This is a genomic window from Verrucosispora sp. TAA-831, assembly GCF_050780145.1.
Classification (GTDB): Bacteria; Actinomycetota; Actinomycetes; order Mycobacteriales; family Micromonosporaceae; genus Micromonospora.
Genome location: NZ_CP192240.1, coordinates 1,182,677 through 1,205,879, shown reverse-complemented (window position 1 = coordinate 1,205,879; position 23,203 = coordinate 1,182,677). Strand labels below are relative to the sequence as shown.

At 72.7% G+C, this 23,203-nt stretch carries 22 protein-coding genes; 10 read left to right on the top strand and 12 right to left on the bottom strand.

Going from position 1 to position 23,203, the window contains the following annotated elements; translation table 11 throughout:
- The first annotated feature begins 63 nt into the window (after positions 1–63).
- The 3 genes from ACQVFL_RS05500 to ACQVFL_RS05490 are packed head-to-tail and all read left to right on the top strand — an operon-like array spanning position 64 to position 2,479.
- Positions 64–993: an ABC transporter ATP-binding protein gene (locus ACQVFL_RS05500; RefSeq protein WP_396697907.1), complete on the top strand. Its 930-nt coding sequence runs from the start codon at positions 64–66 to the stop codon at positions 991–993.
- Complete coding sequence (locus tag ACQVFL_RS05495) at positions 990–1,781, top strand: ABC transporter permease (RefSeq protein ID WP_396697909.1); 792 nt, start codon at positions 990–992, stop codon at positions 1,779–1,781. The genes ACQVFL_RS05500 and ACQVFL_RS05495 overlap by 4 nt, the downstream gene beginning before the upstream one ends.
- Positions 1,778–2,479, top strand: coding sequence for a YqeB family protein (locus ACQVFL_RS05490; protein ID WP_396697911.1), 702 nt, complete (start codon positions 1,778–1,780; stop codon positions 2,477–2,479). The genes ACQVFL_RS05495 and ACQVFL_RS05490 overlap by 4 nt, the downstream gene beginning before the upstream one ends.
- A gap of 45 nt (positions 2,480–2,524) precedes the next feature.
- Here ACQVFL_RS05490 and ACQVFL_RS05485 read toward each other — a convergent pair whose 3' ends face one another.
- The 8 genes from ACQVFL_RS05485 to ACQVFL_RS05450 all read right to left on the bottom strand — a co-directional run bounded on the left by ACQVFL_RS05485 (position 2,525) and on the right by ACQVFL_RS05450 (position 10,376).
- On the bottom strand, positions 2,525–4,159 hold the full coding sequence (locus ACQVFL_RS05485; RefSeq protein WP_431728834.1) for a M28 family metallopeptidase: 1,635 nt from the start codon (positions 4,157–4,159) through the stop codon (positions 2,525–2,527).
- A 124-nt stretch (positions 4,160–4,283) separates the two neighbouring features.
- Positions 4,284–4,970, bottom strand: a complete 687-nt coding sequence (locus ACQVFL_RS05480) for a 4Fe-4S single cluster domain-containing protein (protein WP_396697915.1) — start codon at positions 4,968–4,970, stop codon at positions 4,284–4,286.
- The gene (locus ACQVFL_RS05475) at positions 4,963–5,940 is read right to left on the bottom strand and encodes a helix-hairpin-helix domain-containing protein (protein ID WP_431728833.1); all 978 of its coding nucleotides are present in this window, start codon (positions 5,938–5,940) and stop codon (positions 4,963–4,965) included. The genes ACQVFL_RS05480 and ACQVFL_RS05475 overlap by 8 nt, the downstream gene beginning before the upstream one ends.
- Complete coding sequence (locus ACQVFL_RS05470; RefSeq protein ID WP_131054253.1) at positions 5,924–6,139, bottom strand: DUF2997 domain-containing protein; 216 nt, start codon at positions 6,137–6,139, stop codon at positions 5,924–5,926. Before ACQVFL_RS05470 ends, ACQVFL_RS05475 begins: the two co-directional genes overlap by 17 nt.
- Positions 6,136–6,591, bottom strand: coding sequence for a hypothetical protein (locus tag ACQVFL_RS05465; protein ID WP_431728832.1), 456 nt, complete (start codon positions 6,589–6,591; stop codon positions 6,136–6,138). The genes ACQVFL_RS05470 and ACQVFL_RS05465 overlap by 4 nt, the downstream gene beginning before the upstream one ends.
- 28 nt (positions 6,592–6,619) lie before the next feature.
- Positions 6,620–8,248 carry an AAA family ATPase gene (locus ACQVFL_RS05460; RefSeq protein WP_431728831.1) on the bottom strand — a complete coding sequence of 543 codons (1,629 nt, stop codon included), beginning with the start codon at positions 8,246–8,248 and terminating at the stop codon, positions 6,620–6,622.
- A gap of 107 nt (positions 8,249–8,355) precedes the next feature.
- Positions 8,356–9,828: a serine hydrolase domain-containing protein gene (locus ACQVFL_RS05455; RefSeq protein ID WP_431728830.1), complete on the bottom strand. Its 1,473-nt coding sequence runs from the start codon at positions 9,826–9,828 to the stop codon at positions 8,356–8,358.
- A gap of 44 nt (positions 9,829–9,872) precedes the next feature.
- Complete coding sequence (locus ACQVFL_RS05450) at positions 9,873–10,376, bottom strand: ArsR/SmtB family transcription factor (protein WP_396697924.1); 504 nt, start codon at positions 10,374–10,376, stop codon at positions 9,873–9,875.
- Positions 10,377–10,487: 111 nt separating this feature from the next.
- Here ACQVFL_RS05450 and ACQVFL_RS05445 point away from each other — a divergent pair, with 111 nt between their 5' ends.
- The 5 genes from ACQVFL_RS05445 (at position 10,488) to ACQVFL_RS05425 (ending at position 14,561) form a co-directional block, all read left to right on the top strand.
- Positions 10,488–11,408 (top strand): ParA family protein, encoded by a 921-nt coding sequence (locus tag ACQVFL_RS05445; protein ID WP_396697926.1) that lies wholly within the window; start codon positions 10,488–10,490, stop codon positions 11,406–11,408.
- Complete coding sequence (locus ACQVFL_RS05440) at positions 11,405–11,641, top strand: Rho termination factor N-terminal domain-containing protein (protein ID WP_396697928.1); 237 nt, start codon at positions 11,405–11,407, stop codon at positions 11,639–11,641. Before ACQVFL_RS05445 ends, ACQVFL_RS05440 begins: the two co-directional genes overlap by 4 nt.
- A 50-nt stretch (positions 11,642–11,691) precedes the next feature.
- Entirely contained in the window at positions 11,692–12,543 is an 852-nt protein-coding gene (locus ACQVFL_RS05435) for an aldo/keto reductase (protein ID WP_396697929.1), read from the top strand.
- Between the two features lie 150 nt (positions 12,544–12,693).
- Positions 12,694–13,707, top strand: a complete 1,014-nt coding sequence (locus tag ACQVFL_RS05430) for an ATP-binding cassette domain-containing protein (protein WP_396697931.1) — start codon at positions 12,694–12,696, stop codon at positions 13,705–13,707.
- Positions 13,704–14,561: an ABC transporter permease gene (locus ACQVFL_RS05425; RefSeq protein WP_431728829.1), complete on the top strand. Its 858-nt coding sequence runs from the start codon at positions 13,704–13,706 to the stop codon at positions 14,559–14,561. Before ACQVFL_RS05430 ends, ACQVFL_RS05425 begins: the two co-directional genes overlap by 4 nt.
- A gap of 69 nt (positions 14,562–14,630) precedes the next feature.
- Here the strand turns inward: ACQVFL_RS05425 and ACQVFL_RS05420 are convergent, their stop codons facing one another.
- The 3 genes from ACQVFL_RS05420 to ACQVFL_RS05410 all read right to left on the bottom strand — a co-directional run bounded on the left by ACQVFL_RS05420 (position 14,631) and on the right by ACQVFL_RS05410 (position 21,110).
- The gene (locus ACQVFL_RS05420; RefSeq protein ID WP_431728828.1) at positions 14,631–17,882 is read right to left on the bottom strand and encodes an ATP-binding protein; all 3,252 of its coding nucleotides are present in this window, start codon (positions 17,880–17,882) and stop codon (positions 14,631–14,633) included.
- 88 nt (positions 17,883–17,970) lie between these two features.
- Positions 17,971–19,305, bottom strand: coding sequence for an AAA domain-containing protein (locus ACQVFL_RS05415; protein ID WP_396697937.1), 1,335 nt, complete (start codon positions 19,303–19,305; stop codon positions 17,971–17,973).
- Between the two features lie 194 nt (positions 19,306–19,499).
- The gene (locus tag ACQVFL_RS05410) at positions 19,500–21,110 is read right to left on the bottom strand and encodes a DHA2 family efflux MFS transporter permease subunit (RefSeq protein ID WP_431728827.1); all 1,611 of its coding nucleotides are present in this window, start codon (positions 21,108–21,110) and stop codon (positions 19,500–19,502) included.
- A gap of 280 nt (positions 21,111–21,390) precedes the next feature.
- Here ACQVFL_RS05410 and ACQVFL_RS05405 point away from each other — a divergent pair, with 280 nt between their 5' ends.
- Both ACQVFL_RS05405 and ACQVFL_RS05400 read left to right on the top strand, forming a co-directional pair.
- The gene (locus ACQVFL_RS05405; RefSeq protein WP_396697941.1) at positions 21,391–21,741 is read left to right on the top strand and encodes a PadR family transcriptional regulator; all 351 of its coding nucleotides are present in this window, start codon (positions 21,391–21,393) and stop codon (positions 21,739–21,741) included.
- Positions 21,738–22,757: a hypothetical protein gene (locus ACQVFL_RS05400; protein WP_431728826.1), complete on the top strand. Its 1,020-nt coding sequence runs from the start codon at positions 21,738–21,740 to the stop codon at positions 22,755–22,757. The genes ACQVFL_RS05405 and ACQVFL_RS05400 overlap by 4 nt, the downstream gene beginning before the upstream one ends.
- 45 nt (positions 22,758–22,802) lie before the next feature.
- On the opposite strand, the gene ACQVFL_RS05395 is transcribed toward ACQVFL_RS05400, so the two are convergent.
- Entirely contained in the window at positions 22,803–23,171 is a 369-nt protein-coding gene (locus ACQVFL_RS05395) for a globin (protein WP_396697945.1), read from the bottom strand.
- Between the last annotated feature and the right edge of the window lie 32 nt (positions 23,172–23,203).

Genomic DNA, 23,203 nt, shown 5'->3' with positions numbered 1-23,203 from the left:
GTCTAGCCGGTGCCGACCGGTGGCCGCTGCGGACAGCCGGGTGGCCTCGGCAGCCTGATCGGCATGATTGTCGTAGACCAGCTCACCAAACGGTACGGACGGCACACCGCCGTCGAGGACGTGTCGTTCCGCTGCGAACCGGGCACGGTCACCGGCTTCCTCGGGCCCAACGGGGCCGGCAAGTCGACCACGATGCGGATGCTCTGCGGGCTGAGCACACCGACCTCCGGCACCGCCACCGTCGCCGGACACCCCTACCACCGGCTGCCCAACCCGGGTCGCGTCGTCGGTGTCCTGCTGGACGCCTCCGCCCAGCACGTCGGGCGCAGCGGCCGGGAGGCGTTGGCGGTGGCGGCGGCGACGATGGGCGTGGACCGTCACGCCGTGGGCCAGGTGCTCGACCGGGTGGGCCTGGGCGAGGTCGCGGCCCGGCGGCGGGTGGGCGCGTACTCGCTGGGGATGCGTCAGCGGCTCGGCCTGGCGCACGCGCTGCTGGGCGACCCCCGGGTGCTGGTCCTGGACGAGCCGGCCAACGGCCTCGACCCGGAGGGCATCTTCTGGATGCGCGGCCTGCTGCGCGACTTCGCCGACCGGGGCGGCACCGTGCTGCTCTCCTCCCACCTGCTGCGCGAGGTCGAGGCGGTCGCGGACCGGCTGGTGGTGATCGGGGGCGGCCGGATCGTGGCGCAGGGCGACAAGCAGGAGTTGCTGGCCGACGGCGGCACGCTGGTGCGCTCCCGCGACCGGATCGCGCTGCGGGCCGCGCTGGAGCGCGCCGGCCTGCCGGTCAGCGAGAGCACCGACGGGCTGGTGGTCCGCGCCGACGCCGACGTGGTCGGCGAGGCCGCGCTGGTGGCCGGCGTCGCCCTCACCGAGCTGCGGCCCGCCGGGAGCGGTGGCCTGGAGCAGCTCTTCCTCACCCTCACCGCGACCGGCGCCGCACCGAGCGCCACGACCAGCGCCACCGAGCCGATCAGGGAGTCCGTCCGATGACCACCACCACCGCCGCCCCCGAGGCACTCCGGCCGGTCAGCCGGGCGGCCGAACGGGCACCGTCCCTGGCCCGGCTGACCCGGGTGGAGCTGCGCAAGCTCGTCGACACCCGGGCCGGTCGTTGGCTGTTGATCACCATCGCGCTGGTCGCCGCCCTGATCGCCGGCATCCAACTGGTGTACGCCGAGGACGCCGAGCAGACCTTCGTCGACTTCTTCATCCCGTCGCTGCTGCCGATCGGGCTGCTGCTGCCGGTGCTGGGCATCCTGTCGATCACCAGCGAATGGTCGCAGCGGACCGCGTTGACCACCTTCGCCCTGGTGCCCCGCCGGGCCCGGGTGATCACCGCCAAGCTCGTCGCGGTGGTGCTGGCCGCCCTGGCGTCGGTGCTGGTCAGCCTCGCCGTGTCCGCCGTGGCGAACTTGATCGCGAACGCCACCGGCGGTGCCGGGACCTGGCGGATCGAGGGGGCGCTGATCCTGCACGCCGTCGTGTTCCTGGTGTCCACCGTGCTGATGGGTGCCGCGTTCGGCCTGCTGTTCCTGCACACGCCGCTGGCCATCGTCTCCTACCTGGTGCTGCCGAACGTCTGGATGATCCTCGGCGGGTTGATCCGGCCGCTGAACCGCAGCGCCGAGTGGTTGGACACCGGGCGCACCATGGGCCCGCTGTTCACCAACGAGGTGACCGCCGGGCAGTGGGCCCGGCTGGCGGTCTCGCTGCTGGTGTGGCTGGCCGTGCCGCTGGCCGTCGGGTTGGTGCGGACGATGCGTCGGGAGGTGGCGTGACGGCGTACGGCACGCCGACCGTGGTCAGCGGGGGTCGCCTGGAGACGCTGCTGCTCTGGGTCGGGTTCCCGCTGGCCGGTGGTGCCGCAGGGGCGGGGCTGGCGGCCGGGGCGGGCTGGATCGCCAGCCTGTCCTGGGCCCCCGCGCAAGGGCTGTTCCGCCTGCTCGACGGCATGCCCGACCAGCAGGCACTGGCGGCCGGGGCGGCGGTCGGCGTCCTGGCCGGGCTGGTGTTCGGTGCCGTCGCAGCCGCCGATCGGGTCGCCGTCGAGGTGGCCGTGGACCGGGTACGCGTGCGGCACGGCGGCAAGGAGCGGGAGTTCGCACGGCGCGACGTCCGGATGGCCCACCTGGACGGCAAGGAACTGGTGCTGCTCGGCCCGGACGACGAGGAACTCCTCCGGCGGCGCTCCGACCTTCCCGCCGCCGACCTGGCCGGGGCGTTCCGGGAACACGGCTGGCCCTGGGCGGACGATGACCCGCACCGGGCCGCGTACCGGCTCTGGGTGCCCGAGCTGCCCGGGTTGCCGCCGGGCGCGGACGCGCTGCTGAAGGCCCGGCAGCGGGCCCTGGACGACGACCGGGGCGACGAGGCCGGTGAGTTGCGGACCGAGCTGACCCGGTACGGCGTGGTGGTCCGGGACGAGGGCAGGCGACAGCACTGGCGGCTCTCCCGGTCGGCCGCGCCGCCGGAGTGAGCCGGTCCGGGCCGGGCCCCACGGGGGAGCCCGGCCCGGTCGACGTCACCGCCAGGAGTGCCCGTGCGGGTGACCGTGCTTGGGGCCGTGCCCCTTGCCCTTGCCCTTGCCCTTCCCCTTGCCGGGAGCCTTGCCCGGTACGCCGTTCACGGCCGAGGTGTCGTACGCGAACGTGATCACCGAGGCGGCGATCGCGTCGGAGTTGACGTCCAGCGCGTGCACGTTGACGTTGCCCCGAAGCTTGTACTTCTTGTTCAGGGCCCGGTACAACACCGGGTCGGCACCGTCGGCGACCGGCGTCAGACTGTCACACGCCTGGTGGTAGCAGGGGTCGTACGCCTCCCCGGCCAGCCCGCCGAAGAGGGCGGCCTCCTCGGCCGTCTTGATGCCCTCGGCACCGGTGAAGAGGCCACCGGCCGGGATGTCGACGGCGATGAACGCCCCGTAGTCCGAGCGACCGGTGAAGTCGGACGGCATGGTCGGCAGCTTGCGGGAGGCGAAGAACCGCTCGAACACCTGCTCGATCTGCGCCGACCCCTCCGGTCCCGGTCCGGCGCCCTGCTGCGCCGAGTCGTCACCGTCGTAGACCCCGAACACGTAGTTCGGCGAGCCGATCATGTCGAAGTTGAGGTAGAGGGCGATGTCGCCGACCTGCTGCTCGGTCAGACTGTCCACGTAGTACTGCGAGCCGACCAGGCCCGCCTCCTCCGCACCCCACCAGGCGAACCGGACCGCGTTGGCCGGCTTGACCTTCGCCATCTGGAGGGCCACCTCCAGCAGCGCGGCACTGCCGGTGCCGTTGTCGTTGTAACCCGGTCCGGCCGGGTCCGAGTCGAGGTGCGCGCCGGCCATGACGACGTTGTCGGTGCGGCCGTGCCGGGTCTGCGCGAAGACGTTCTCGGTGCTGCGGACCTCCGAGGTGGTGTCGGCCTCGATGCGCAGGACCAGCCCCGCCGTCGCCGCGAACTGCGCCCCGGCCTCGTACGAGACGCTGACGGCCGGGATGCCGACCGGTGCACCGAGGGTGCCGGCGAACAGGTCGTAGCGGTCCGGGTTGGCCTCCGGCGTACCGTTGCCCTGGTTCATCACGATCGCGCCGACCGCACCGGCCGCCTCGGCGTTGGCCACCTTGTCGCCGAACCCGCAGGTGCCGCGCTGCATCAGAGCGATCTTCCCGACCACGTCGACGGTGGCGAAGTCGCTGGCCTCGCAGCCGGACGTGGAGGCGCGCGGCGGCGTCAGGTTGAGGTCCACCGCGACGACCTGGCCCTGGCCCACCCCGTCGCCGGAGTAGTCCATCAGCTCGTAGTCGACGCCCTCGGCGTAGTCGGTCGCGTTCGGCGCCACCTGGGCGAAAGAGGAGCCGAACTCCTCATAGAAAGCGAAGTCGAACTGCTGGCGGGTGACCTGGTAGCCGGCCTTCTTGAGCAGCTTCGCCACGTAGTCGGCGCTCGCGTCGTAGCCCGGCGTACCGGAGGCGCGCGTGCCGTCGTTGGCGTCGGCGATGGCCTGGAACCGGTCGAGGTGTTTGATGACGCCCTTGACCGTCACCGCCTTGGTCAGCTTCTTGACCGTGTTGTTGTTCGGGCTCGCCGTCGCCGGTCCTACCAGCGCCACCGTGCCCACCAGGGTGCCCGCCGCGATGGCGGCGATCACCCTCCTGCCGGAGAAAGGCACCACGATGTGCCACGTCCTTCCTCTTCGGTAATCCGGCTCCCCGACCCCCGTGTGCCGGATGTTGCGGCCATCCTGATACACATCGATGACAACGGCAACGGGACTGTTCGGCCACCTCAGGCCGCCGTCAGGCCCGGTCGGGCCAGCCGATCACGCCGTGTCGTCCCGGCTGCGGACGGCTCACCGAGGCCAGCAGTTCGTCGAGGGCGTCCGCCTCGGCCCACCCGTTCACCGCGATCCGCCCGCTGGTGTCCACAGTGATCTCAACCCGGTCCGGGCTGGCCGACACCTCGTCGAGCAGGTCCGGAAAAGCGTCGCTGAGCAGCACGAACTCCTGGTTGGTGGAGCCCACCCAGGGGCGCCGCCGGTCGATCCGGTCGGCCTCGAAGGGCCCGGCGACCAGCAGGTCGGTCACGGCCAACAGGGCGGCGACGTCGTCCCGGCCGCCGTCCGCCGCCGCGCGCAGACGCGCGTACGTGTAGCCGCTGAACGTCATCACCGAGCGGCCCTCGGCGCGTACCCCGGCGGCCACCTCGGCGAGCGGAGCCGCCTGGTCGAAGGGCTCGCCGCCGAGCAGGGTCAGCCCCTCGGTCGGTGCGTCGAGCACGCGCCGCACCAGGTCGGCGGGGTCCACCTCGTCGCCGCCCCGGAAGCTCCACAGGTGCGGGTTGAAGCAGCCGACGCAGCGCACCGCGCAGCCCTGGACCCAGAGGGCGGTCCGCAGCCCCGGGCCCTCGGCGCGGGTGGCGGCCAGGAACCGGGCCAGCGCGACGGTCGCCGCCGCGCGCGGCGGAGCCGGACCGCGCTCAGACATCCAGGACGCGACCGGACGGCGGGTACCCCGGCCGATGGCCGCCGGGCGGCGTGCAGGTGAGACGGTGACGCAGCCGGGCGTACTCGTGCGGGGCCAGGTGGGCGGCGGCGGTGAACTCGGCGAGCCCGCCGAAGCCGCCCCGACGGTCCCGCGCGTCGACGACCTGCCGCGCCCGTCCCGGGTCGAAGCCGGGCAGCGCCGCGAACTCCTCCCACCCGGCGGTGTTGACGTCGAGCGGTCCGGGCACGCCGCCGTGGTCGACGGTCGTCGCCCCCGACCGCTGCCCCGGCAACGGCGGCGGGTGGTCGGCCAGTGCGGACGGATGGTCCGGCAGCGGCGGCGGGAGTTCCAGCGACGGCTGTGCCGCCGTGTCCGGCGGATACGCACCAGAAGCCGGCGGGTGCGCCGGTGACACCGGCGGCTGTGTGGCCGTGGACGGCGCGTACGGCGGCGAGACCGGCTGGTATGCCGCAGTGGGCGGGAAGACCTGGCCGGGCGGTGCGCTCCAGCCGCCCTGCGGCGGGTAGGCGGTCGGGGCGGGAGCCCCGGGCGGGGGTGCCAGCGTGCCGGGCGGGTACGCACCCTGCTGCTCGGCGTACCAGGGGCGGAAGCCGGCCCGCCAGCGCAGCCAGGCCGGGTTGATCACGAGGGCGTGCACGATGCTGGTCACCCAGATCGCCAGGACGCCCCCGACCGCCCAGTCGGTGACCGTCTCACCCAGTTCGCCGACCAGGATGAAGGCGGTCCAGCCGAGCACCAGGTAGGCGATGCCGGAGATCCACCACGCCGCCCGCCGCGCCTTCAGCCCGACGAAGAGGAACCCGAAGCCGCCGAGGCAGCTCATGCCGACGATCGGCAGCAGCAGCCACCAACTGTGCAGCATCCGCCACTTCCAACTCGCGGCCGGGTTCGCCGCCTGTGCCGCCGGTACGCCCTGCTGCGTCCAGCCCGGGTCAGGCGCGGTCGACATCTCGGTCCTCCTGTCGTACGACGTCCCGGGTTCGCGCGTGGTCGGCGGTGTAGGCGCTGCTGACCGTCCGGGCGGCCAGCAGGTCCTCCAGCACCGCGACGTAGTCCAGGCAGCGGTCGCCCAGGATGCCCCTGGTCTCGGCGCTGACCACACCCTCGCTGCTCACGGTGACCACGAGTCGTGGCTGTTCGGCGGTCACGACCGGGCTTCCTGCACGGCGAAGACCAGGCGGACCGCGTCGTCCTCGGTGACCTGTTCGGACTCCAGCCGGAGCCCGGCGGCCGGTGCCTGCTGCCGCAGCCGTTCCAACACCGCCCGCTGGACCTGCCGGCCGTACGCGACGTCGACCGCGCGGACCACCTCCACGGCCCTCGGCTCGTCGATGTCGCCGGTGAAGTGCGCCGACCAGATGCCGGCCTCGTCCCGCTGGAAGCTCGCCCGGACACCGGCCCAGTCCGCGGTGATCGAGTCCGGCGCGACGGCGACCACGGCAGCGGTGTCGTGCAGTGCGGCGGCGAGCAGGTTCTCGTCGCGCATCCGGGTCTGCACCTCGCAGACGATCCGGCCCTCCTGTTCGGAACGGGAGGTGACGCCGTGGGCGGCGGCCACCGCGGCGACGGCGAGGGGTAGCAGCACCAGCGAGATGCTCACCGCAGGCTCCTTCCGGTCGGCTCGGCCATCAGAACTCGACCGCCCGTCCACCGCGCTGGATCGGCGCGGTGTGCCGGGCACTCCGGTCGGTGGGCGCGCCGCTGTCCCAGTCCTCGGCGGCGGTGGCGGCCACCGCGCGGGCGTCGGCCCAGGCGCGGATGGCGTCGATGCGTTCGGCCTGGGTGACGCTGAGCGGGACCATACCGACCACCGCCTGGGCCAGGTCGTCGCGGAGCAGCGGGCGGCGTTCGCCGAACGCGTCGAAGAGCCCGGCGACGACGGCCTGCTCGATCTCGGCACCGGAGTAGCCCTCGCTGAGGTCGGCGAGCTCGGCGAGCAGCGACTCGTCGAGCGCGAGCCCACCGGCGACGGCCGGGTTGCGCAGCCGTCGGGCGAGGTGGACCCGCCAGATGGCGGCCCGTTCGGCCCGGGTCGGCAGGTCGACGAAGAAGATCTCGTCGAAGCGCCCCTTGCGCAGCAGTTCCGGCGGCAGTTTCTCGATGTCGTTGGCGGTGGCGATGACGAAGACGGGCCGGTTCTTCTCCTGCATCCAGGTGAGGAAGGAACCGAAGACCCGGGTGGAGGTGCCGGAGTCGCCGCCGCCCCCGGCGAAGCCCTTCTCGATCTCGTCCACCCAGAGCACGCAGGGTGCGGTCGCCTCGGCCGTCCGGATGGCGGTGCGCATGTTCTGCTCACTGCTGCCGACCAGCCCGGCGAAGACCCGGCCCACGTCCAGCCGCAGCAGCGGCAGCTCCCAGGCCGCCGCGATCGCCTTCGCGGTCAACGACTTGCCGCAGCCGGGCACGCCGGTGATCAGGACGCCCCGGGGCGCGGGCAGGCCGTACGCCGCCGCCTCGGCCAGCCAGGAGCCGTCCCGCTTGGCCAGCCACCGCTTCAGGTTCTCCAGACCGCCGACGTCGGCGAGGTTCACGTCCGCCTCGACGAACTCCAGCAGCCCGGACTTGCGTACGGTCTGTCGCTTCTCCTCGTGCACCACGTCCAGGTCGCGACCGTCCAGCACACCGTCGTTGACCATCGCCCGGGCGAAGGCGTTCTCCGCCTCGTGCAGGGTCAGCCCGAGGGCGGCCTTGGCGAACCGCTCGCGCCCCAACTCGTCGAGGGCGATCTGGATCCGGCCGTCGGCGGAGTTGGCGTGGATGATCGCCTCCAGCACCTGCCGGATCTCCGTCTCGCTGGGCAGCGGGAAGTCGACGATCGTGACGTCCTTCTCCAACTCGACCGGGATGCGCAGCACCGGCGAGACCAGGATCAGGGTGCGCGGCACCGCGCCGGACTTGAACGCCGCCGCCAGGTCCCGCAGCCGGCGGACCACCCCGGCGTTACCGGGCCGCTCGCCGTCGCCGTGCGAGGAGTGCAGATCCTTGAAGATCACCACGCTCGGCTGGTCGATCCGCAGTGCGGCGTCCAGGGCGTCGGCCGGCTCGTTGGTGCCGGTCCGCCAGACGCCGTCCGGCTGCACCAGACCGGTGGTCAGCGACCAGGTCCACACCGCACGCGGGGTACGCACCAGCGCCGCGTCGTGGGCCACGGCCGCGACCTCGGCGACGGCGCGCTGTTCCTCGGCGGACTCGATGTACAGGATCGGGAACCGCGCCTTGAGCATCTGCGACAGCGCATCCCGGAACGACAGTGCCATCCTCGCCTCCCCAGCCGGCCTGGACTGGGCGGACTTTAACAGCTTTGATCAAGCTCGAAGCGGAGCGGTTGAACGCCGCCGAGCTGCGCATCGACCGCCGGCCATGCTCAGCCGAACACGACGACCGTCACCACCGCCGCCGCGACCAGCGAGGCGACCGTCACCACGACCCGCCGCCACGGCACGGCGGCCCGGTTCGTCGGCAGCCCACGCCAGCGGTACACGACCAACGCCGCCCCGGCGGCACTCAACGCCGGACCGACCGCCCAGAGCCAGCCGGGCACCGCCGACCAGTCACCGAGCGCACGCCCCAGCGCGGGGTAGACCACCGCCCAGGCCCCGGCGGAGAGCACGGTCAACCGGTCCAGCGCCGGGCGGTGAGCGACACCGAGCAGCGACAGCCCGCCGATGACGGTGAACAGCAGGGCGACACCGGCCCCGGCCCAGACCGGCAGCGCCGGGGCGGGACTGCCGGCCTGATCCGGCGGTACGCCGAGCAGCCGCAGCCCGATCGGCTCCACCCGCTTGTCGGTGTTGCCCAGCACCACCACCCCTCGCCCGGTGACCCGGTCGAACCCGACGTACGAGGAGAAGCCGCCGGTGGCACCGTTGTGCCAGGTGATCTCCTGGTCGCCGTAGCGGGTGGTGAACCACCCGTACCCGATGCGGGTGCGCTCGTCGTCGTCGAAGCGCGGGTCGCGCGCGTCGGCCCCGGGCGCGGTACCGGCGGCGGTGGCCGCGACCAGCCGGGCCAGATCCTCGGCGGTGGACCAGTAGCCGATGCCGGCGGAGGCGTACCCGGTGCCGGTCCACGGGTCCGCGACCCGTCCGTTGCCACGGGTACCCTGCGCGTGCCCGGCCGGCAGGGCACCGGGATCGGCGGCGTGGACGGTCGCGGTCAGGCCCAGCGGGGTGAGCAGTTCCCGGTCGACCAGCGCGGGGAAGCCGAGTCCGGCCTCGGCGGCGAGCGCCTGCCCGAGCACCGCGGAACCGAGATTGGAGTAGCCGACGCTCCCCCGGCCGTCGCCGGGCGCGTGCGCGTCGGCGGCGGCCCGGACCCGGTCGGTGTCCAGTCCGGCGTACGGGTTGCCGGCGGCGACGTTGGCCCGGAGCATCCGGACCCATGCGCCCACCGAGCCGAGGTCGAGCCGGGGCAGGCCGGACCGGTGGCTGGCCAGCTCGGCGAGGGTGACCTCGCGGGCCGGACCGTCCACCGCCGGCCAGACGGCGCCGAGGGTGTCCTCGGGCCGTACCGCGCCGGCCTCGGCCCGCCGGGACAGCAGCATCCCGGTGAACACCTTCGACACCGAGCCGATCTCGAACGGGGTGCCGGGTTCGACCGGCGCGCCGTCCCGGTCACGGTCGCCGAGGCCGGCGGTGCGGACCTGGCCGTCGTCGATCAGCGCGACGGCGAGACCGCGGTATCCGTCCGGGTCGGCCACCGCGGCGCGGGCCGAGGCGGCGAGGCCGGCGTCACCGGTGGTCGACGCGGTCAGCCGTGGTTCCCGGGGTTGCGCGGCGAGGCCGGCGAGACCCGCGATGATCCCGGCGACCAGCGCGACGGCGGTCGGCTTACGCATGGGGGTGGTCCTTCCGTGCGGGGTGGTCGGCGGTCCGGGGGTGGTCAGCGGTGGGCGGCGCTGAGGACGGCCAGCAGCGGCACCACCCGTTCGGCCGGGACGGCGTACCGGCCGCGCCCGGTGCTGTGCAGCCAGCCCGCCGCGGTGAGCTGGCGCAGGTGGTGGTGCAGTTGGCCGGTGGTGCCGAGCTCCTCGATGTCGGCCAGCTCGGCGGTGCTCTGCCGGCCGGTGAGGATCTCCCGCAGCAGGCGCAGCCGCACCGGGTGGCCCAGGGCGGCGAGGATGCCGGGCAGCTCGGCCCAGTCACCGGCGAGCAGGTCGTCCACCTCTCGGCCGTACTGCCAGTCGTAGGACCGCCCGGCGGCCCGGACGGTGCCGGTGTAGAGCACGGCGCCAGCGCTCTCGGCGGGCAGGCGCTGCTTGAGTCCGTCGAGAGCCCAGAAGGCGCCCTCCGCCGGGGTGGCCGCCTCGGTCGGCACACCGAGCCGCTCGACAAGTGCCGCGACCTGCGCCTCCAGCGCCGCCAGCCGCTCCTCCACATCCGCCATGGCTCGATAATACGAACATACGTAGTTACGTGCTACACGGAAAAGTCGCGCGGATGATCGAATTCACCCAGGGTGGCCGACTACCGTTCCCAGGTCTGGGGAGGTACGTCGATGTACGTGGTGTCCGTAATCAACTACAAGGGTGGGGTCGGCAAGACCACGGTGACCGCCAACCTCGGGGCCGAACTGGCCAACCGAGGGCTGAAGGTGCTGCTCATCGACCTCGACCCGCAAGCCAGCCTGACCTTCGGCTTCTACGACCCGGACGACTGGCGGGAGCGGCTGCGCGACTCCCGGACCATCAAGCGGTGGTACGACGGCCTCCGCGAGGGCGACACCGCCATCACCCTGGGTGACCTTGTGGTCTCCCCCGGTCCGGCGAACAGCCGGCTCTCCGGAGCCGGGCGACTCGACCTGATCGCCTCGCACCTGCAACTGGTCGACATCGACCTGGCCCTGGCCCGCAGCGTCGCCGGTGGCGAGGAGTACGACGCCGAGCTGTTCCGGGTACGCGGCTCGCTCGCCGAGGGGCTGCTCGCGGACGGGCTGGAGCCGTACGACATGGTGCTGATCGACTGTCCGCCGAACTTCAACGTGGTCACCCAGTCCGCCATCATCGCCAGCGACCATCTGGTGATCCCGGCCAAGGCCGACTACCTGTCCACCCTCGGCATCGACTATCTGCACGGCAACGTGCGGGAACTGGTCGACCAGTACAACGCCGACGCCCGGCGGTTCGCCACCGTACGCCGACACCAGAAGGTCGCCCCCGGCGTGGCCGGCGTGGTCTTCACGATGATCCAGTTGCTCGCACAGCGGCCGATCGCCACCCACCAGGGCTACATGGACCAGGTCCGCAACCTGGGGCTGCCGGTCTTCCCGACGGCGCTGCGGGAGAACGTCACCCTCTATGCCACGAACACCCCGCGCGGGGTGCCGGTGGTGCTGCGCGACCGGGTCACCGTGCCCGCCGTCCGCGCGGAACTGCGCCAGCTCGCCACCGAGTTCCTCGACCACCTGCAACCCGCGTGAGGGCGACGGAGGCCACCGACCCGGCGCGGTCGATCGTCCGACTGGCGGCCATGACCAGCCGCGCCGACGGTACGACGTTCCTGTCCGAGCGGTCGGCACGCGAGTTGCGGGAGTTGGCCGCGCAGATCGGGCTGCGCGGCCTCGGCGGGCTGCGCAAGGCGGAACTCGTCGAGCGGATCGTGGATGCCACCATCGGCTACCGCCTGAACTCCACCGCCCTGCGCCGACTCTGAGGCCGGACGCGGCGCGTGAGAAGAGGCCGGTCAGCGGGTATGTCGATCCCATGGCAAGCACGATTCCGGACATTTCCCTCAACGACGGCAACTCGATCCCGCAACTGGGGTTCGGGGTGTTCCAGATCGCCCCGAAGGACACCGCCGACGCGGTCCGCACCGCACTGGACGTCGGCTACCGGCACATCGACACCGCCGAGATGTACGGCAACGAGGCCGAGGTCGGCCAGGGCATACGCACCGCCGGGGTGGCCCGGGAGGACGTCTTCGTCACCAGCAAGCTGAGCAACGCCTGCCACCGCCCCGACGACGCGCGCACCGCGTTCCAGGCGACGCTCGACGCGCTGCGGACCGACTACATCGACCTCTTCCTCATCCACTGGCCGCTGCCGACCCGCTACGACGGCGACTTCGTCTCCACCTGGAAGGTGCTGGAGGAGTTCCGCGCCGACGGTCGGGCCAAGTCGATCGGCGTGTCCAACTTCCAGGTGCCGCACCTGGAACGGCTGGCCGCCGAGACCGAGGTGGTGCCGGCGGTGAACCAGATCGAGGCGCACCCGTACTTCCCCAACGACGAGGTGCGCGAGTACGGCGCCAAGAACGGCATCGTCACCCAGGCGTGGTCGCCGATCGCCCAGGGCGCGGTGCTCGGTGACCCGACCATCGCCGACATCGCCGAGCAGGTCGGCCGGACGCCGGCCCAGGTGGTGCTGCGCTGGCACGTCCAGCGGGGCGACGTGATCTTCCCGAAGTCGACCACCCCGAAGCGGATCGAGGAGAACGTCGACATCTTCGACTTCGAGCTGGACGACGCCACCATGGAACGCATCACGCTGCTGGGCCGGGGCGAGGCCGGTCGGCAGGGCGCCCATCCGGACACCTTCGACTACATCCCGTCCTGACCCCCGGGGCTCCGCCACCCCGAGGTACCGACCACAGCCGCCGCTAGATCCGATCTAGCGGCGGCTGTCCGTCGTCTCGCGCCTGAACCACGACGACGTCGTTGTAGCAGGCGGACGGCGACGGGACGAACGGAAGGAAGCACCGAGATCATGACTAGACGCACCACCGGCCTCGCCATCGAGGCCGAGGGCCTGACCCGGTCGTTCGGTGAGACGCGGGCGCTCGCCGGACTCGACCTCCAGGTGCCCGCAGGTGCCGTGTACGGGGTGCTCGGGCCGAACGGCGCCGGGAAGACCACCGCGGTCCGGGTCCTGGCGACGTTGCTGCGGCCGGACGGCGGGCGGGCCCGGGTCTTCGGGCACGACGTGGTCACCGAGGCCGACGCGGTCCGCGCCCGGGTCAGCCTGACCGGCCAGTACGCCTCGGTGGACGAGGACCTGACCGGCACCGAGAACCTGGTCCTGCTGGGCCGGCTGCTCGGTCTGCGCAAGCCGGCCGCGCGGGAGCGGGCCGAACGGTTGCTGGCCGCGTTCGGGCTGACCGAGGCGGCCGGGCGACAGGTCAAGAAGTACTCCGGTGGTATGCGCCGCCGCATCGACATCGCGGCGAGCATCCTCAGCACCCCGGATCTGCTCTTCCTCGACGAACCCACGACCGGGCTGGACCCGCGCAGCCGCAACCAGGTGTGGGAGATCGTCCGGGCGGTGGTGGCACACGGCACCACGGTGCTGCTGACCACGCAGTACCTGGACGAGGCCGACCAGTTGGCCGGACGGATCGCGGTGGTCGACCACGGCCGGGTGATCGCGGAGGGCACCCCGGGCGAACTCAAGTCCTCGGTCGGCTCCGGCACCGTGCACCTGCGGCTGCGGGAGGCGGACCAGCGGCCCGAGGCGCGGCGGCTGCTGGAGGCCACGCTCGGCGTGGCGGTGCAACTCGACGGCGACCCGGTGGCGATCACCGCGCGGGTCGGCGAGGCCGGCAGCGACCTCGACGCCAGCGCACAGGCCGCCCGGGCACTCGGCGAGCTGTCCCGCGCCGGGATCGTGGTGGACGACTTCTCGCTCGGTCAGCCGAGCCTGGACGAGGTCTTCCTGGCTCTCACCGACCGTCCCGCCGAGCCGACCGCCGAACGCGACGACGAGTTGGAGGCAGCCCGATGAGCAGCGACACCGCCACCTCGACCGGACCGTCGCCGTCGGTCTACGTACCCTCCTCGGAGGCGTTGGCGACGGTGCTCGCACCGGCGGCACGCCCACCACGCCCGAGTCCGCTCGCGGCATCGCTGACCTTCAGTTGGCGCGCCCTGTTGAAGATCAAGCACGTGCCGGAGCAGCTCTTCGACGTCACCATGTTCCCGATCATCATGGTGCTGATGTTCACGTACCTGTTCGGCGGCGCGCTCGCCGGAGATCCACGTGACTACCTGCAGTTCTTCCTGCCGGGCATCATGGTGACCAGCGTCGTGATGATCACCATGTACACCGCCGTCGGGCTGAACACCGACATCGAGAAGGGCATCTTCGACCGCTTCCGGACGCTGCCGGTCTGGCGGCCGGCCGCCCTGGTCGGCATGATCTTCGGGGACGTGCTGCGCTACGTCCTCGCCGCCACGGTGATCCTCACCCTGGGACTGGTGCTCGGTTTCCGTCCCGAGGGCGGTCCACTCGGCGTGCTGGCCGGGGTCGGCCTGCTGGTGGTCTTCTCGTTCGCGTTCTCCTGGGTCTGGACGCTGTTCGGGCTGATCATGCGCAACGAGAAGTCGGTGATGGGCGTCAGCATGATGGTGCTGTTCCCGCTGACCTTCCTGAGCAACGTCTTCGTCGAACCGTCCACCATGCCCGGCTGGCTCCAGGCGTTCGTCAAGGCGAACCCGATCACCCACCTGGTGTCCTCGGTGCGGGCCGCGATGGCCGGCACCACGGACACGTCGGCCATGATGTGGACCCTCGGCTGGAGCGTGCTGTTCGTGGTGGTCTTCGGCAGCCTCACGATGTACCGCTACAACCGCCGCTGACCCTCGACCACCGCGGCCCGGTTCCGAGCAGCGCCCCCGCCTGAGAGGGTGCGCCCGGGACCGGGCCGGTCACAGTCGCCAGGGCAGCGGCGCGGCGGGGAGATAGTGGCAGGCGGCACCGGTGGAGACGGTCGCGCGCAGGTACGCGGCCAGCGGCGGATGCCGTTCGTCGAGCCGACGCAACGTGTCCCTGATCCGTGCGGTGACCGTCTTGCGGGCCCGCTCCGCCTCGTCACCCAGCCGGCGGGTCCGTCCGGCCAGCCCGGCGGCCGACCGCAACTGCGCGATCAACGCGCCACGTTCGGCGTCCAGCGCGGCCACCTTCGACGTGTCGCCCCGGCCGGCTGCCCGGTCGATCTCGTCGTCGAGGCGGGTCAGGTGACTCCGGTAGCGGTTCCTCGCCTCCTCGTCGAGCACCTCGTCGCCGCCCATGCGCCGGGCCGCCACCAGATCCGGGCCGGCCGCCGGGTCCAGCAGCTCGACGGCGGACACGTCGACCCCGGGTCGGCCGAGCAGCAGCCGCAGGTCGTGCAGCCCCTTGGCGTCCGGCAGGTGCACGGTGACGCCCTGGTAGGTGAGCCGCCAGACCGCCCCGTCGCGGCGGAACTCGTACTCCGGAGTCGGTGGCGTCGGGTCCGGCGGCGTGGGCGCCGTCCGGGGCGCCGGGGTCTCCTCGGGGAGTCGGGCGAGCACCTGTGGCAGGCCGAGCCCGCGAGCCTCGTTCCGGGCCGTCGCGCGGATCGCCTCGGCGGTGACGACGTCCCCGGAGAACCCGCGGGCGACCAGAGCGTCGGCGAGCGCCACCCGGGCGAAGAGGGACCACGGCCGGGCGCCCATCCGCTCGGCGGCGTCGCGGGCGGCGGTGAACCGGGTGACCGCGTCGTCCCACCGCCGGTCGGCGGCGTCGACCACACCCAGCCAGTGCTCCACCGGGCCGCTGAGGTCACAGCCGAACAGCGAGACCAGCCACTGACCCTGGTACGGCAGCAGCGCCGCTCGCGCCTCGGCACAGCGCCCCGGTTCAGCGACCGTGGCCTGGGCACGCAGTCGCAGCCAGAGCGGCGCCACCGGACCGGAGTACGCGGCCCCGGCGGCCTCGATCTCGGCGGCGATCCGGGCGGCGGTGCGGTGGTCGCCGCGTTCGGCGGCGGTGATGCCCCGCAGCAGCGTCCGGTACGGGTGTCCGCCGTCGCTCAGCCGGTCCAGCAGGTCGTCCGCCGCGTCGAGGTCGCCGCGCAGCGACAGGTACGACCAGCGCAGGTGATGGCCGAGGAAGCTGTGGTCGGCGTGCTCCCACTCGTCGAGGTCGCCCAGCTCGAAGTAGCAGGTCTCGGCCGCGGCGAAGTCGCCACGGAAGGCGCTGGTGATACCGGCGTCGATGGCCGCCGCCATCTGGTGACGGGGTCTGCCGGTCTGCCGGGCCTCGGTCACGAACGCGTTCAGCTCGTCCTGGTAGCGCGGATCGCCGAGTTCGAGCAACGCCACCCAGCGCAGCGAGGTGGCCCACAGCTCGGTCTCCCGGTCGCCGCCCCGGCGGGCCACCTCCCGGATCTCGGCGGTGATGGCGACCCGGTCGGCCGCGGTGCCCGGCCCCCAGGTGGCGTCGTGCCGGGCCCAGAGGCTGAAGGCGAGCGCGTCGTCGTCGTGCACCCGGCGGGCCAGGGCCTCGGTGGCGGTGATCAGGTCGGCTTCCAGCCGACGGAGCGGGGCCACGTCGGCGGGCTCGCCGACCATCCGCCGGTACGCCTCGCGGACCAGCCCCTCGGCGTCGACGGCGATCCGGGCGTTGGTCTGGCGGTGCCGGTACACGTTGAGCGCGAACCGGGCCAGCAGCGCCGGATCGTCGGTGCTCAGCGCCAGGGCGGCGGTGTCGGCGAGGATCTGGTCGGCCTCGTCCCGGCCACCGGTGTGAAAGAGACGGTCGGTCAACTCGATCATGATCTTGACGCGTTGGGAGGGGTCCGTCGCCACCGTCGCCGCCCGACGCAGGTGCACGGCCGACTCCTCCAACGCCAACCGGCAGGCCGCGTCCCGGGCGGCGGCGAGCAGCAGTTCCGCCCGCCGGTACGCCTCCAGGTGCGCGTCGGCGAGCCAGGCGTGCCGGGCCAGGTCGGCCGGGATCAGACGCTCGGCGAGCGCGGCGTGCGCGTCGACGGCACGGACGACGGCGGCGTGCCGCACCCGGCGCTCCGCGTCGGCGAGGCCGTCGTACAGGGTCTCCCGGACCAGGTCGTGCGCGAAGGTGTACCGGCCGTCGCCGCCGGAGAGCACCAACCGTGCGGCCACCGCCACGTCCAACAGGGCGTCGAGCCGGGCCGCCGGCAGACCGGCGCTCGCCGCCAGGACGGCCGCGTGGAACTCCCGCCCGAGAACCGCGGCGACGGTCAGCACGTCGACCACCTCGGCCGGCAGCCGGTCGAGCCGCCGCCGCACCACCTCGCGTACGCCGGGCGGGATGCCGGCCAGTTGCCCGTCGGAGTGCCACAGCCGGGCGGTCTGCTCCACGAAGAAGGGGTTGCCGCCGGTCCGCCGGTACACGTCGTCGACACAGTGCGGATCCGGCTCCCGACCGGCGGTACGGGTCATCAACGCGCCGACCTCGTCCCGGGACAGCCCGGTGAGGACGATCGGGGTGGCCTTGGCCACCAGCGACATCAGCAGCGGCCGCAACGGGTGGTCCTCCGCCTCCACCTCCGCGTCCCGGTACGTGCCGACCAGCAGCAGCCGCTCGAACCAGGTGTGCTGGGCGGCGAACCGCAGCAGCCGCACCGAGGCCGCGTCGGACCAGTGCAGGTCGTCCAGGACCACCAGCACCGGCCGGCGCTGGGAGACGGCGACCAGGGCGGCGGTGACCGAGTCGTAGAGCGCGAACGCCTCCCGGTCGGCCGCGTCACCGTCAGCGGGCCCGATCCCCGGTGGCAGCAGCCCGTCCCCGCCCGGGGTGGCCGGCGTCATCAGCGACGAGCCGTGCGACCTCGGCGCGGCACTCACCTCGCCGAGCAGCAGCCGCAATGCCGGCTCGGCCGACTCCCGGGCCACCGCCCAGTCCTCCGGCGACCGGCGCAGACCGCGCAGCACCTGCACCCACGGCCAGTAGCCGGGCGCGCTGGCCGAATCCCAGCAGGCCGCCCCGAGCACCAGCGCGCCCTGCCGACGGGCCTCGTCGGCGGCGGACGTGACCAGGGTGCTCTTGCCGATCCCCGGCTCGCCGGTGACCAGGACCAGCCCGCCGTGACTGGCGGCGGCCCGGTCGACCTCGGCGCGCAGCAGACCGGCGGGATGGTCCCGTCCGATCATCACGCCGCTGGGCCGCGCCCTCATGGCACCCGACGGTAGCCGACACGACCGACAGACCCGCACCGGTCGGCGACGCCGGACGGGACCGGCCGCCCGGTCGGGGCGCCCGAGGTCACGCGTCCGGGCCCACCGGCCCGAGCGCCGCCAGGTGGGCGAGGACGGCCTGGTTGGCCTCCCAGCCGTCGGGGAACTTCACCGGTACGTCCAGTTGCGGCGCCTCGGTCGACGGGTGGGCGTCCAGCAGCTCGCCGATGCCCGCCCGCGCCACCACCACACACGCCTGCCGGTGCCGGGAGGCGAGCACACAGAGTCGCCCCGACTCCAGGTGGAAGGCGGTCGCGTCGCGGCGTCCGGAGAGCGGGTGCAGCACGATCGTCATGTCGTACTCGCGCCCCTGGAGCCGGTTGGCGGTGTCCACGGTGACGCCCGCCCCGGCCTCGCCGAGCAGCGACCGGATCACCGCGACCTGGTCGCGGTGCGCGGCACCGACGGCGATCCGGTCCGCCGTCACCGGCGCGCCGGCGGGCGACTGCTCGCAGATCGCGACCGCCCCGCGCCGCAGTACCCGCAGGGCGAGCGCGGCGCAGGCGGCGGCGGCCTCCACGTCGGTCCGCAGGGTGTGCCGGGCCGGCAGTTCGTAGAGCGCCCAACCGTCGGCGGCGGCCAGCTCCACCGCCCGGTCGACGGCGTCACCCGGCCCCGGCTCGGTGAGGTGCAGCGCCCGCTGGGTGGCGACCGTGCCGGCCCGGAACTCGGTGAAGGGGTAGAACGCGCGCGACACGACCGGGGCGGCCGAGGCGGGCAGCCGCCAGGACACCGGTAGCCGGTGCACCGGCAACTGCGGGTTGTGCCGCAGCAGCACGGCCACCGCCGACTGCATCGGATCCCAGGTCAACCCCGCCCACCGGCCGGTCTCGATCGTGGAGAACGGATCGAGCTGCCCGGGATCGCCCACGAACAACGCGCGTTCGAACCTGCCGGCCACGCGCAGCAACGCGTCCGAGCGCATCTGGTACGCCTCGTCCACGATCGCCCACGGCCACGAGCCCTCGGCGACCGTGGCCCACTTGGCGGCCGTACCGATGACCACGGCCGAGGCGGCGAGGTCGGTGACCTTCGCGGCGATCCGAACCTGCTCGTGCGCGCGCACCCGTTCGGACGGGCGGTAGTCCCCGGCGGAGAGCCGACCGACCCGCAACTCGGGAGCCTTCCGGGCGAGCCGGTCGATCAGGTCGTCGACCTGCTCGTTGGTCTGCGCGATGATCATCAGTGGCTCGCCGGTGCCGGCAAGCTCGACGGCGGCCCGCACCACGAGCGTGGACTTGCCCGCCCCGGGCGGCGAGTCGACCACCACGCCCCGATGCTCGCCGGACCGCAGGTCCGCCAACACGGTCGTGATCACCCGTTCCGCCTCGATGCCCGGCGGCACCGCCAACTGCGGCAGCATCGTCCCCACCCCCATTCGGCGTCCCGCGACCCTACCGCCGTACACACCACCCCCCGGCGCGCCGCACCTCGACCGCCGGGGTTGACCACCCAAGAATGTGCTCGATCCGGGATCGAGTGGCGTCACGAGCGCGACGAAACCACTCGATCCTGGATCGAGCGTGATCTTGCGCGGCAGGCAGTGCGGGCGCGGGCTCAGTGCACGATGACCGGGGCGCGGGGTGCCTCGCCCGGCTGCTCCCCCGGCTGGTCGTCGAGCAGGTGCGACCGTTCGCGCCGCCTCGGCAGGAACGCGGCCGGGATGAACGTCGCCGCCACCAGGGCGAACGCGACCCAGAAGGTGGTCGCGAAGGAGTTGGCGGCGAAGTCGAGTCCGCGCTCGATGATCGACGGGTCGGGCAACTGCTCGGCGAGTTCCGGCCGCTGCTGGGCGGCGACGGCCAACCCTGCCTCGGTAACCGGCTCGCCGTTCGGGCCGGTCAGGCCGGGGATCGGATGGGACTTGTTGAACTCGTTGGTGAGGATCACCGACATCACCGCCGCGCCGACCGAGCCGCCGATCTGCTGGAGGATGTTCACCAGCGTGGAGCCCCGTGCGACCTCGTGCCCGGTCAGCGTCTTCAACGCCGAGGTCATGATCGGCATCATCGTGCCGCCCATGCCCAGGCCCATCACGAACAGCGAGCCGCAGAGCAGCACGTACGAGGTGTCCGCGTCGAGCTGGGTGAAGGTGAAGAACCCGGCGAGGATCAGCACGAGCGCGAACGGCACCGTCCGGCCGACCGGCACCTTGTCGGCGAGCATGCCGGCGATCGGCATGGTGACCATGGCACCGAGGCCCTGCGGTGCCATCAGCAGACCGGCGTGCAGCGTCGACTCGCCGCGCACCTGGAGGAAGTAGCTGGGAAAGAGCAGACCGGCGCCCATGAACGCGATGATGAAGACGAACATCGTCACCGCCGCGATCGTCAACCGGCGGTTGCGGAACAGTCGCAGGTCCAGCAGCGGGTGCTGGGGCTTGAAGGAGTAGAACACGAACGCCACCACCAGCACGGCGCCGACCAGCATCGGACCCCAGACCTCCGGCTCGGCGAAGGTGCCGGTCTCGGGCAGCGTGGAGACGCCGTAGAGGAACAGGGCCAGACCGGGCGAGAGCATCAGCATGCCGACGAAGTCGAAGGACTGGGATGGCTGGGCGGCGTCCTTCGGCAGGGCGAGCTGCGCGTAGATCAGCGCGACCACACCGATCGGCAGGTTGATCAGGAAGATCCAGTGCCAGCTCGCCACGTCGATCAGCCAGCCGCCGAGGATCGGGCCGCTGATCGGGCCGAGCAGCATCGGGATGCCGAGCACGGCCATCAACCGGCCGATCCGGTTCGGGCCGGCAGCCCGCGTCATGATCGCCATGCCGATCGGCATGAGCATGCCGCCGCCGAGGCCCTGGAGCACCCGGTACCCGATCAACTGCCCGATGGTGTCGGCGGTGGCGCAGAGGCCGGACCCGATGGTGAACAGCGCCAACGCGATCATGTAGAGGCGCTTGGTGCCGAACCGGTCGGCGGCCCATCCGCTGAGCGGGATGACCGTGGCCAGCGCCAGCGTGTAGCCGGTCATCGTCCACGCGACGCGGGCGTACGAGGCGTCGAACTCGCTCTGGAACGTCGGCAGCGCGACGCTCACCACCGTCACGTCGAGGATCGACATGATCGCACCGAGCACGACGACGCCGGCCACCTTGAGCACCGCGGCGTCGAGTTTGTCCGATGTCGGGACAGGTTGCGATGCCGCGACAGATTGCTGTGCCACGAGGGTCTCCTGTTGTCGGATCTGGCCGAAGGACGAGTGGTGGTGGCCGACGCGGTGCCGGCGGAAGACCGGCCCGACGTGCGGAGGAGGCGATGCCCGCAGCGCACATTAGCCCCCAACCCCGACACTCCGCCGCCCGTTTAGCGGCCGGCAGACCGGTGTTCCTCGTCACCGTCCGCTTCCACGGCCACTTGCCGGAGACGACTAGTCTGAGATAGAACTAGTCAAGGATCGGAAATACCTCGTCGATGCAACTAGTCCGAAGGCGGTGCTACCAACGATGGGTGCCACAGTCGACCCGGCGACAGGTTGGCTCCGCGCGAGCCTGGGGCTGGCCGTCCTGGCCGTCCTCACCGAGGGCGAGCGCCACGGCTACGCCCTGGCGCAACGGCTGGCCGACCACGGCTTCGGCGCGGTTCGCGGTGGTGCGCTCTATCCGGTGCTGGGCCGACTGGAGGCCGACGGGGCGGTGCGCTCGGACTGGCTGCCCGGCGACCGCGGCCCCGGACGCAAGGCCTACTCGATCACCACGGCGGGCCGGCAACGGCTGGCGGCGGAGCGCGCCCGCTGGGGCGAGTTCACCACGGCGTTCGACCGACTCCTGACCGCAACCCGAGAGGACACGAAATGACGGAGCCGTTCGAGCGTTGGGAGTTGCCGACCCGACTCGCCCTCAGCGACCAGGGCGTCGGCCACCACCTGGCGAACCCGATCATCGCGGACGTCCGCACCCACTGCGAACTCAGCGGCCAGAGCCCGTACGACGCCTTCGGCGACCCGGAGGAGTTCGCCCTGACCGCGGCGGCCGAGCAGCCGGCGCACCTGCGACAGAACGTGGACCGTAACGGCATGCTCCCGGCCGACTACCTGACCGGCTCGGTCTTCGCCCTGGTCCTGCTGGGCCTGGGCGCCATGATCTTCTACGCGATCCTGGAACGGACCCTCACCTTCACCACCACACCCGCCGGGCTGGCCGGTCTGATCATGGCCTGCCTCGCCTTCACCGCCTGCGCCGTCCCCGACGCCCTGCGCGCCGCCGGGCGCCCACGACTGGCCACCTGGTCGTTCGCGCTGGTCGGCCTCTTCGTCGGGCTGGGCGCGTCGTGCTTCGTACTCCTGCCCAAGGAGCCGGCCGCCCGCGTCCCCGTGCTCGGCATCGTCGTGGTCGCGCTGCTCCTGCTCTGGCTGATGACCCGGCGACCGGCCACGCCGAAGCAGCCGGTCGACTACGTCCCGCCCACCCCGCGCACCGCACCCGACGACGACCCCGACGCCTGGTACCGCCGCCTGTCCGGCCTGCTGGTCGGCCGTTACGACCTTCCGCCCGAGCGCGCCACCGACCTGGCCCGCGAGGCCCGCGACCACCTCACCGCCGCCGGTGGCACCCCCACCGCCGAGTTCGGCCCGGTCGAGGAGTACGCCCGCGACCTCGCCGAACACGAGCCGCAGCGACGCGTACCCTTCTGGCGCACCACCTGGGCGGAGCTGATCGCCACCCTGGTCGCCGTCCAGCTCAGCGTCGCCGCCTTCTTCGCCTGGACCGACGAGGGTCACGTCTGGGCCGCGTACGGCGTCGCCCTGCCCGGCACCCTGATCGCCGCAGTGATCGCGATCCGCCTGGCCCTGCGCCTGTTCAGGCGCGGCTGACCCGGCCCGACGCCCTCTCGTCACCCGCGGCGAGAGGGCGTCGCCCTACCCGCGCTCCGCGCCCACGACGCGCTGCACGGCAATGATCGTGTCCGTCGGCAGGTCGAGTCGCCACAGCACCGCCGCCAGGTAGTCGAGCACGCGCCAGTGCTGCTCCGGGGTCAGGCCCAGCCGCCGCCACACCCCGCCGACCGACCCGATCGCCCTGCCCGGACCACCCAGGGCCGGGGTGAGCTGGGCCGCGAGATGGGTGGCGAGCCGCCGTCGGTCGATCCCCAGCAGGTACGGCGCCAGCTCCGCGTCGGCCGCCACCAGACGCATCCAGCGGTGCACCACCCCACGTACCCCGGCCGGCCCGAGCCAGTCGATCGCATTGCGCGAGCAGGCCACCAACTCCGTCGTCCGCATGACCATCAGTACGGACCGTCCCGGTTGATCAGTTCACC

Coding starts and splice junctions, on each gene's coding strand:
- ACQVFL_RS05500 (WP_396697907.1), top strand. CDS start 64: ATGATTGTCGTAGACCAGCTCACCAAACGGTACGGACGGCACACCGCC.
- ACQVFL_RS05495 (WP_396697909.1), top strand. CDS start 990: ATGACCACCACCACCGCCGCCCCCGAGGCACTCCGGCCGGTCAGCCGG.
- ACQVFL_RS05480 (WP_396697915.1), bottom strand. CDS start 4,970: ATGTCTGAGCGCGGTCCGGCTCCGCCGCGCGCGGCGGCGACCGTCGCG.
- ACQVFL_RS05475 (WP_431728833.1), bottom strand. CDS start 5,940: ATGTCGACCGCGCCTGACCCGGGCTGGACGCAGCAGGGCGTACCGGCG.
- ACQVFL_RS05460 (WP_431728831.1), bottom strand. CDS start 8,248: ATGGCACTGTCGTTCCGGGATGCGCTGTCGCAGATGCTCAAGGCGCGG.
- ACQVFL_RS05455 (WP_431728830.1), bottom strand. CDS start 9,828: ATGCGTAAGCCGACCGCCGTCGCGCTGGTCGCCGGGATCATCGCGGGT.
- ACQVFL_RS05450 (WP_396697924.1), bottom strand. CDS start 10,376: ATGGCGGATGTGGAGGAGCGGCTGGCGGCGCTGGAGGCGCAGGTCGCG.
- ACQVFL_RS05445 (WP_396697926.1), top strand. CDS start 10,488: ATGTACGTGGTGTCCGTAATCAACTACAAGGGTGGGGTCGGCAAGACC.
- ACQVFL_RS05435 (WP_396697929.1), top strand. CDS start 11,692: ATGGCAAGCACGATTCCGGACATTTCCCTCAACGACGGCAACTCGATC.
- ACQVFL_RS05430 (WP_396697931.1), top strand. CDS start 12,694: ATGACTAGACGCACCACCGGCCTCGCCATCGAGGCCGAGGGCCTGACC.
- ACQVFL_RS05425 (WP_431728829.1), top strand. CDS start 13,704: ATGAGCAGCGACACCGCCACCTCGACCGGACCGTCGCCGTCGGTCTAC.
- ACQVFL_RS05420 (WP_431728828.1), bottom strand. CDS start 17,882: ATGAGGGCGCGGCCCAGCGGCGTGATGATCGGACGGGACCATCCCGCC.
- ACQVFL_RS05415 (WP_396697937.1), bottom strand. CDS start 19,305: ATGCTGCCGCAGTTGGCGGTGCCGCCGGGCATCGAGGCGGAACGGGTG.
- ACQVFL_RS05405 (WP_396697941.1), top strand. CDS start 21,391: ATGGGTGCCACAGTCGACCCGGCGACAGGTTGGCTCCGCGCGAGCCTG.
- ACQVFL_RS05400 (WP_431728826.1), top strand. CDS start 21,738: ATGACGGAGCCGTTCGAGCGTTGGGAGTTGCCGACCCGACTCGCCCTC.
- ACQVFL_RS05395 (WP_396697945.1), bottom strand. CDS start 23,171: ATGGTCATGCGGACGACGGAGTTGGTGGCCTGCTCGCGCAATGCGATC.